We start from the raw sequence: 6,905 nt of genomic DNA, 5'->3' as shown, positions 1-6,905 counted from the left end.
CAGTTATCAGGTAAATTGGTTTTACCAATTTATGAAAACTGTTGCACACTTTACGTAATCTTATGTAATCGGTCAAGAGGTTTGTAACAAAAAAGGCCGTCTGAAATTGGGTTTTCAGACGGCCTGAGAGCATTGCCAGTAGTGCATTTGGTCGAATATCGAATGGTATTTACATTCAATATTTTGTAAAGGATTTGTTTTTAATTGATTTCAAACGAATTATTCTATTCCTGCCCATTTATGCGTCTGTACGCTCAGTTGCCAATGGACGGGGGAGTCGGATCGGCTGTTTAATACGCCGATTTGGCGGATGGTGTCGTAGATATTCATCACACCGTCTTGTTCGCAAGGCGAGAGGTAGTAATGTTGGGCGCGGATTTTGCGTTCCATCTCTTGGCAAAACGCAACGACATCGCCGTCGGCAACAATACGCACTTCGTCGGCTTTCTCGATGCAACTAGATTCATATTTGGCGGCATAGCAGGCTTTAGGGCTGGTGGCAACGTAGTCGATTTGCGGCGGCGCGGTGTTGAGGCCGTTGGTTTCGATACACAGAAAATAGCCTTCGGCTTTGAGTGCATTGAGCAGGGTATCCAAATGCGGTTGGATGGTGGGTTCGCCGCCGGTAATGATGATGTTGCGCGCCGTGTAGGTTTTCAGACGGCCTAAAATATCGGATAGGCTCATCATGCCGAATTTGAGGTAGTCGGTATCGCACCAGCTGCACGCGAGATTGCATTTGCCCAAACGGATGAAAACGGAGGGCATGCCTGTATTCCAGCCTTCGCCTTGCAGGCTTTCAAAGATTTCGACAATGCGGTATTGGGGATTGTTTGGTGTGATTTGAATGGTCATGAATGTCGGGTGTGCGGGATTTAATTGTTGTGGTAAAGCGTTTTGAGAAATCGGTTGAGGCAGCCATTCTTTCTGTTAGGTTGAGGGGAAAGAATGGCTGGTGTGTTTAAGCTGTAATGACGGCTGCGGCGGCCAAAAATGCCGGCAAGCCTTGTTTGAGCAAAATGCCTTTGTTGCCGGATGAAAACGCGCCCCATGCGGCGGCAATGAGGACGAAGCCGAGGAACAGAATCGTCGCGCCGTAAACGGCGTTGTCGGGTGCGGCAAAGCGCGCCCATACTAAGCCGATGGCGAGGAAGCCGTTGTACAGGCCTTGGTTGGAAAACAGGGTTTGCACGCGTTTTTGTTCCATAAATTCGTAAGGCATGTTGAACAGTTCCGACGCTTTTTCGCTTGGGATTTGCGTCATTTCGAGCCAGGCGATGTAGAAATGTTCGACAGCGACGAAGAGAACGAGGAGGGTGGAGAGGAGTTTCATGAAGATTCCTTTTGATGTTTAGCGGATGGGTGTGTTTGGGGAGCAGGCCGTCTGAAAAATACAGGATGGCAGTTTATTCACCTTCATATTCCGCACACGAAGTCGGCGTTTCCCATAATTTCACGCTGCACACTTTGACACCGGCGTTTTTCAGACGGCCATACATTTCTACGCTCATGTTTTCGGCGGTGGTGCGGCAGGGCAGGCGCAGGGTTTTCATGTTCCAGCCTTCCAAAAGCGCGGCGATTTGGCTTTCGCGTTCGTTGTTGCCGTGATAGATGAAGGCATGGTCGAACGGGTCGGTAATGTGTTGTTTGACGATGGCTTTCAGGTCGGTAAAGTCCATCACCATGCCGTCTTTTGCGCCGCCTTGGATAACGGGCGCGGAGACGGTGATTTCAAGTTTGTAGGTGTGGCCGTGCAGGTTTTGGCATTTGCCGTCATGCCCGTCGAGCATATGCGAGGAATCGAAGGTAAAGATTTTGGTGATTTTCATGAGATGAAGGAAGCCGATGAGGCCGTCTGAACAGTGTAAAACCTGTTTCAGACGGCCTTGGGATTATTGTTCGGAAGGGAGTTTGAGGAAATGCTCGCGATAATGGCGCATTTCTTCGATGCTTTCGAGGATGTCGTCCAATGCCTTGTGCGAACCGCGTTTGATCACGCTTTTGGCGACGGCCGGATTCCAGCGTTTGGCCAATTCTTTCAGCGTGGATACGTCTAAGTTGCGGTAGTGGAAATAGGCTTCCAAACGCGGCATGTATTTGACCATGAAGCGGCGGTCTTGATGGATGGAGTTGCCGCACATGGGCGTGGATTTTTCGGGTATCCATGCGGACATGAAGTCCAACAGGTTTTGCTCGACTTCGGCTTCGGTCAGTTTGGATTCGCGCACGCGTTGGGTCAGGCCGGTACGGCCGTGGGTGGCGGTGTTCCACTCGTCCATGCCGTCGAGCAACTCGTCGCTTTGATGGATGACGTAAACGTCCGATTGCGCCAGTACGTTCAAATCGGAGTCGGTAATGATCATGGCGACTTCGATAATGCGGTCATGTTCCGGGTTGAGGCCGGTCATTTCCATATCGAGCCAGCAGAGATTGTTTGCGTTTTGGGTCATTTCAGACGGCCTTGTGTTTTTAGTTGGCAGTATTATAAAGGATAAAGGTTCGGGCCGTCTGAAAGCATTTGTAACAAGTTGTGCAATCTCTTGATATAATCGTCCGTTACACAAAAATTCACCGCCAAAAATCATGAACCCAAGCCCTTTGCTCGATATTATCGATACGCCTCAGGATTTGCGCCGTCTGGAGAAAAAACAGCTGCCGCAAGTTGCCGCCGAATTGCGCGAATTTCTGTTGGATTCCGTCGGTAAGACGGGCGGCCATTTCGCCAGTAACTTGGGCGCGGTCGAGCTGACGGTGGCACTGCATTATGTGTACGACACGCCCGAAGACCATTTGGTTTGGGATGTCGGCCATCAAAGCTATCCGCACAAAATCCTCACCGGCCGCAAGAATCAAATGCACACCATGCGCCAATACGGTGGTTTGGCGGGTTTTCCGAAACGCAGTGAGTCGGAATACGACGCATTCGGCGTGGGGCATTCTTCTACATCCATCGGCGCGGCTTTAGGCATGGCCGTTGCGGACAAGCAGTTGGGCAACAACCGCCGCAGCGTCGCCATCATCGGCGACGGAGCCATGACGGCAGGTCAGGCGTTTGAAGCCCTGAACTGCGCAGGCGATATGGATGTCGATTTGCTGGTCATCCTCAACGACAACGAAATGTCGATTTCCCCCAATGTCGGCGCGTTGCCGAAATACCTCGCCAGCAACGTCGTGCGCGATATGCACGGCCTGTTGAGCACCATCAAAGCCCAATCGAGCAAAGTATTGGATAAATTGCCCGGTGCGATGGAGCTTGCCCAAAAAGTCGAAAATAAAATCAAAACCTTGGCAGGCGAAGCGGAACACGCCAAACAATCGCTGTCTTTGTTTGAAAACTTCGGTTTCCGTTATACCGGCCCGGTGGACGGCCACAACGTTGAAAATCTGGTGGACGTATTAAAAGATTTGCGCGGCCGCAAAGGCCCGCAACTGCTGCACGTCATCACCAAAAAAGGCAACGGTTACAAACTAGCCGAAAACGACCCCGTCAAATATCACGCCGTCGCCAAGCTGCCGAGCGAAGTACCTGCTCCGGAAGTCAAACCTGCCGCGGCCAAACCGACTTATACGCAAGTGTTCGGTCAATGGCTGTGCGACCAAGCGGCGGCGGACGAGCGTTTGGTTGCCATCACGCCTGCCATGCGCGAGGGCAGCGGCTTGGTTGAGTTTGAACAGCAATTCCCCGACCGCTATTTCGACGTCGGCATCGCCGAGCAACACGCCGTTACCTTTGCCGGCGGTTTGGCATGCGAAGGCATCAAGCCTGTCGTGGCGATTTATTCCACTTTCCTGCAACGCGCTTACGACCAGTTGGTACACGACGTTGCCTTGCAAAACCTGCCTGTTTTGTTTGCTATCGACCGTGCAGGTATTGTCGGTGCAGACGGCCCGACCCATGCCGGTTTGTACGATTTGAGCTTTTTGCGTTGCGTGCCGAACATGATTATTGCTGCACCAAGCGACGAAAACGAATGTCGCCTGCTGCTCTCAACCTGCTATCAGACAAACTCTCCATCTGCCGTCCGTTATCCGCGCGGTACAGGCACGGGTGCAACCGTTTCAGACGGCCTGGAAACCGTTGAAATCGGCAAAGGCATCATCCGTCGCGAAGGCGAGAAAATTGCCGTTATTGCCTTTGGCAGCATGGTTGCCCCATCATTGACCGCCGCCGACAAGCTGAACGCCACTGTTGCCGATATGCGCTTTGTCAAACCGATAGATGAAGAGCTGATCGTCCGTCTTGCCCGAAGCCACGATTACATCGTTACCGCCGAAGAAAACGCCGAACAAGGCGGCGCAGGCAGCGCAGTGTTGGAAGTGTTGGCGAAACACGGCATCTGCAAACCGGTGTTGCTGTTGGGTGTAGAAGATAAAGTTACCGAACACGGCGACCCGAAAAAACTTTTAGCCGATTTGGGGCTGAATGCCGAAGCCGTTGAAAAACGCATTGGCGGTTGGATAGAGACTGTTTAAGCTTTACAAACAACAGGCCGTCTGAAATCTTCAGACGGCCTTTTCAGACTATAAGGGAAAACCCCATGATCAGTATTTTCGATATTTTTAAAATCGGTATCGGCCCGTCCAGCTCGCATACCGTCGGCCCGATGAAGGCTGCGGCCGCTTTTGCCGATTTGCTGCATGCCGAAAACTTGGATACGCAAGTGGCGCGCATTGTCATTGAAGTGTACGGCTCGCTTGCCTTGACCGGCATCGGACACGGCACATTCGACGCATTATTGCTTGGTTTGGAAGGCAACCTGCCGCACGATATTCCGCTTGCAGACATCCCCCAACGCTTGGAACGCATCCGCACGCAGCACGTTTTAAAACTCAACGGCCGTGAAATGGCATTCAATCCTGAAAAAGATTTGGATATCCGCGGCGACAAAGTGTTGCCCAAACATCCGAACGGTTTGAACTTTATCGCCTACAATTCAGACGGCCAGAAGCTGAAAGAGCAGATCTATTATTCGGTCGGCGGCGGTTTTATCGTAACAGACGAAGGGTTTGCACAAGAAGCGCAGGAAAATTCAGACGTGCCATATCCTTACAAAAACTGCGACGAGCTGCTGGCACAATGCCGTCTGAACCAGTTGAATATTTCCGAAGTCGTGTTGGCCAATGAAGCGGCGTTGGCAGGTTGTGATGAAGCGGAAGTACGCCGCCGTGTGGCTGACGTGGCCGATGTGATGGAAAACTGCATCAAGCGCGGCTTGGGTGCGGAAGGGCAGCTGCCGGGCGGCTTGAACGTCCGCCGCCGCGCGCCACAGTTGGCGGCCAAACTCAAAGTCCTGCGTGAGAGCGAAATCGTCAATACCCAACTTTGGCCGATGGTGTACGCCATGGCGGTTAATGAAGAAAACGCCGCCGGCGGCCGTGTTGTAACTGCACCCACCAACGGCGCGGCAGGCATCATTCCTGCCGTCTTGCACTATTTCCGCAAATTTAATCCGCACGCCAACCAATCGCGTGTCGAAGATTTCCTGCTGACTGCCGGTGCCATCGGTATTTTGTATAAAACCAACGCGTCGATTTCCGGCGCGGATGTAGGCTGCCAAGGTGAAGTCGGCGTGGCGTGTTCCATGGCGGCTGGCGCATACGCCGAAGTTATCGGCGGTACACCGAAACAAGTGGAAAACGCCGCCGAAATGGCCATGGAACACCACTTAGGCCTGACCTGTGACCCGGTCGGCGGCTTGGTGCAAATCCCCTGTATCGAGCGCAACGGCATCGCCGCCGAAAAAGCCCTCAAGCTCGCTACCCTTGCGCTTTTGGAAGACGGCACAGACAAAAAAGTCTCACTTGATGAAGTGATTCAAACCATGTTGCAAACCGGCCGCGATATGAAGGCAACCTACAAAGAAACCTCACTCGCAGGCCTGGCCATTACCTTGCAGAAAAAAGCCGTCCCAGTATCCGTGCGCGTGGTGGAATGTTAGCAATAGGGTAGGGGTCTGGCCAATAAGAAAAGGCCGTCTGAAAAACTTTCAGACGGCCTTTTTTGTATGGATCGAATAACTAACCGTTTTTTTGATAAGGGTTTTCCAGTCCGGCCATTAAGTCGCGGAAGTATTCGCGTAGCTGTTTTTCGGAACAACCCATCAGCAGCGCGTCTTCAAATGCGTCCTGCGCTATTTGGTACAGTTCGTTCAAGTTTTCGGTCATGACTTTGACTTTTTCGGTGCAGGAAACAATCTGACCGTCATCGTCATACCATTTGGGCATTTGCGGCATTGCCATCATGCACCTCAATTCAAGAAACGGGATGGATCGTTTTTCTTCACGCGGCGGCCGAAGGCGTATTTCGCGCTCCAATATTTGTGGCCGAGGCTGGTAATTTCGATACGTTTGCCCGTTCTCGGCGCATGAATGAAATTGTTGTTGCCGATGTAAAGGCCGACGTGGGAAATACGGCCGGGACCCATGGTGTGGAAAAAGACCATGTCGCCCGGCTGCAATTCTGAACGGCTCACGGCAACGCCCATTTGTGCCTGTTCGGCAGAGGTGCGCGGCAGGTTTATACCCATGGCGCGTTTAAAGATGTGTTGCATAAAGCCGCTGCAGTCAAAGCCGGTAGAAGCCGATGTGCCGCCGTAGCGGTAGGCTACGCCGAGCAAGCCCATGGCGCTGCCGATCAATTCGTCTGCATTGCCTGAAGGTGCGCGCGTATTGTTGCTTGGAGCGGGGTGTGTATTGACGGGGTGGACAGGGGTTGCCTGACGCGTATTGCCGTAAACGTTGGCGTTGTCGTTGAATTGGTTTAAAACATGCTGACGGGTGGTAATCAGGTTTTCCAAATCATCGGCGTAAGAAAAATTGACGCTCGCTAGCATGGCGACCGAAGTCCAAACTGCTGCGAGCCGGAGTAAAAAATTCATTATAAAAACTTCCGTTTCAGAAGGCAT

The 6,905-nt window shown here is 52.2% G+C and carries 8 protein-coding genes; 2 read left to right on the top strand and 6 right to left on the bottom strand.

Annotated features, from left to right (window positions below; translation table 11 throughout):
* Positions 1 to 219: 219 nt before the first annotated feature.
* The 4 genes from ACTHSP_RS16095 to orn all read right to left on the bottom strand — a co-directional run bounded on the left by ACTHSP_RS16095 (position 220) and on the right by orn (position 2,450).
* Positions 220 to 855, bottom strand: a complete 636-nt coding sequence (locus ACTHSP_RS16095; protein ID WP_440346439.1) for a 7-carboxy-7-deazaguanine synthase QueE — start codon at positions 853 to 855, stop codon at positions 220 to 222.
* A 106-nt stretch (positions 856 to 961) separates the two neighbouring features.
* Entirely contained in the window at positions 962 to 1,333 is a 372-nt protein-coding gene (locus ACTHSP_RS16090; protein WP_003684508.1) for a DUF1304 domain-containing protein, read from the bottom strand.
* Positions 1,334 to 1,406: 73 nt separating this feature from the next.
* Positions 1,407 to 1,829 carry a 6-carboxytetrahydropterin synthase QueD gene (gene queD, locus ACTHSP_RS16085; RefSeq protein ID WP_003748900.1) on the bottom strand — a complete coding sequence of 141 codons (423 nt, stop codon included), beginning with the start codon at positions 1,827 to 1,829 and terminating at the stop codon, positions 1,407 to 1,409.
* A gap of 63 nt (positions 1,830 to 1,892) precedes the next feature.
* Positions 1,893 to 2,450, bottom strand: a complete 558-nt coding sequence (gene orn / locus ACTHSP_RS16080; protein WP_049352019.1) for an oligoribonuclease — start codon at positions 2,448 to 2,450, stop codon at positions 1,893 to 1,895.
* Between the two features lie 133 nt (positions 2,451 to 2,583).
* On the opposite strand from orn, the gene dxs reads away from it, so the two are divergent.
* Both dxs and ACTHSP_RS16070 read left to right on the top strand, forming a co-directional pair.
* On the top strand, positions 2,584 to 4,473 hold the full coding sequence (gene dxs / locus ACTHSP_RS16075; RefSeq protein WP_440346438.1) for a 1-deoxy-D-xylulose-5-phosphate synthase: 1,890 nt from the start codon (positions 2,584 to 2,586) through the stop codon (positions 4,471 to 4,473).
* Between the two features lie 65 nt (positions 4,474 to 4,538).
* Positions 4,539 to 5,939 carry an L-serine ammonia-lyase gene (locus ACTHSP_RS16070; RefSeq protein WP_440346437.1) on the top strand — a complete coding sequence of 467 codons (1,401 nt, stop codon included), beginning with the start codon at positions 4,539 to 4,541 and terminating at the stop codon, positions 5,937 to 5,939.
* A 79-nt stretch (positions 5,940 to 6,018) separates the two neighbouring features.
* Here ACTHSP_RS16070 and ACTHSP_RS16065 read toward each other — a convergent pair whose 3' ends face one another.
* Positions 6,019 to 6,240: a hypothetical protein gene (locus tag ACTHSP_RS16065; protein WP_004519529.1), complete on the bottom strand. Its 222-nt coding sequence runs from the start codon at positions 6,238 to 6,240 to the stop codon at positions 6,019 to 6,021.
* Positions 6,241 to 6,248: 8 nt separating this feature from the next.
* On the bottom strand, positions 6,249 to 6,878 hold the full coding sequence (locus tag ACTHSP_RS16060) for a C40 family peptidase (protein ID WP_308905004.1): 630 nt from the start codon (positions 6,876 to 6,878) through the stop codon (positions 6,249 to 6,251).
* Positions 6,879 to 6,905 lie beyond the last annotated feature (27 nt).

It is taken from the genome of Neisseria sp. P0001.S005, from assembly GCF_051963715.1.
Note: the sequence above shows the minus strand (reverse complement) of the source record. Positions and strands in the feature narration are given on the sequence as shown.

Bases quoted from the DNA above. Each gene is read 5' to 3' on its own strand.
- ACTHSP_RS16095 (WP_440346439.1), bottom strand. From the start codon at position 855: ATGACCATTCAAATCACACCAAACAATCCCCAATACCGCATTGTCGAA.
- ACTHSP_RS16090 (WP_003684508.1), bottom strand. From the start codon at position 1,333: ATGAAACTCCTCTCCACCCTCCTCGTTCTCTTCGTCGCTGTCGAACAT.
- queD (WP_003748900.1), bottom strand. From the start codon at position 1,829: ATGAAAATCACCAAAATCTTTACCTTCGATTCCTCGCATATGCTCGAC.
- orn (WP_049352019.1), bottom strand. From the start codon at position 2,450: ATGACCCAAAACGCAAACAATCTCTGCTGGCTCGATATGGAAATGACC.
- dxs (WP_440346438.1), top strand. From the start codon at position 2,584: ATGAACCCAAGCCCTTTGCTCGATATTATCGATACGCCTCAGGATTTG.
- ACTHSP_RS16070 (WP_440346437.1), top strand. From the start codon at position 4,539: ATGATCAGTATTTTCGATATTTTTAAAATCGGTATCGGCCCGTCCAGC.
- ACTHSP_RS16065 (WP_004519529.1), bottom strand. From the start codon at position 6,240: ATGGCAATGCCGCAAATGCCCAAATGGTATGACGATGACGGTCAGATT.
- ACTHSP_RS16060 (WP_308905004.1), bottom strand. From the start codon at position 6,878: ATGAATTTTTTACTCCGGCTCGCAGCAGTTTGGACTTCGGTCGCCATG.